This is a genomic window from Variovorax sp. OK212 (assembly GCF_900112425.1).
GTDB lineage: Bacteria > Pseudomonadota > Gammaproteobacteria > Burkholderiales > Burkholderiaceae_C > Variovorax.
Window position 1 is genome coordinate 1 of record NZ_FOLP01000062.1, and the last position, 1,313, is coordinate 1,313.

General features: G+C 63.2%; 1 protein-coding gene. It reads right to left on the reverse strand.

The features are described from left to right. Window positions 1–275 precede the first annotated feature (275 nt). A partial coding sequence (locus BM004_RS40500; RefSeq protein WP_093222611.1) for an IS110 family RNA-guided transposase occupies window positions 276–1,313 on the reverse strand: 1,038 nt, incomplete at its 5' end.

Sequence of the window (1,313 nt, forward strand, 5' to 3'; positions counted from 1 at the left end):
CTGCTTCTCTGATCGGGCCAGTTTGTCAAGCGCAGAGTATCTCGGTATTTTGGTTTCGTCGAACAGAACGTCTCGGTGCAGTTCACGCTTCTCTACGCAGTCGGTCCCGCCCGAAGGTCGGCGCTGCACGCATTGGTCAGACGGAGCGGAGAGCCACGCTTATGGACGCGCTTTGCGGCGCAGCAGTCACTTACGGCTTCATCCGGACCATCGTCTACACCTGAACGCTCAAATCCTCGATTCCTGTCGTCAGTCAATGCACCTGACCCCCGCAGTCACGCCTTCACGGCGACAGGCTCCTGTGAACCCCATCGGAACTCGGAGCCATCCACCCACATGCGGTGCAGGATGACGGCCAGTTTGCGCGCCACCGCGATCACTGCCCGTCGATGCCCTCGTGTCTTGGCCAGCCGCATTCCCCAAGCCTTCAGCGATGACCACTGCGCGTTGCGCGTGAGCAGCGAGTGCGCCGCCACATAGAGCGCTGATCGCACATCGGCATCGCCAGCTCGCGAGATGTGACCAGGGTTGTCCATCTCGCCAGATTGGTACCGTTTGGGCGTCAGGCCGAAGTGGGCTGCCACGGTACGTGACGACTTGAACCGGGCCGGGTCGTCCACGGCTGACTTGAAGGTCAGCGCGGTCACGGGACCGACGCCTGGAATTGACATGAGGCGCACGCACAGCGGATCCGCCTTGGTCAGCGCCTTGACCGCGTTGTCCAACTTCAGGTAGGTCTTGTAGAGCACGGTCCTCGCGTCAAGCAGCGGCACGAGCGCGCAGGACAGCATCTCGTCATCGGCGAAGGTCTGGCGCACCTGAGCGTCGAACGATCCGTGGCCCACACGCGGGGCCAGGCGGATGCCGAACACGCGCAGGAGACCGCGCAGTTCGTTCTCGAGGTCGACGCACTTCGCCAGGATCGCCTTGCGACTGGCTAGCAGTGCGCGCACACGATGGCTGTGCAGGCTCTTGATGTGCACGCGGCTGTACCAACCGGTGCGCAGGATCTGGGCGATGCCGCGCGCGTCGTTGCGGTCGGTCTTGTTACGCATGGCGTCCAGGGTGTTCTTCACGCGTCGGGCCTCCAGGCAGATGACCTCGAAGCCTGCGGCCTGCAGGCCGTAGGTGAGGTATTGGCTCAGCGCGCCGGCCTCGAAGCCGACGGACTTCAGTTCCGGACTGAAGGCATGCAGCCAGTCGACGATGACGTCGACGTGCGCGTCGACCTTGGCCTCCCGACAGACTTCGCCACGGCCGTCCACGACGCAAATCGAGACGGATCTCAAGGACACATCGATTCCGGTGAAGTA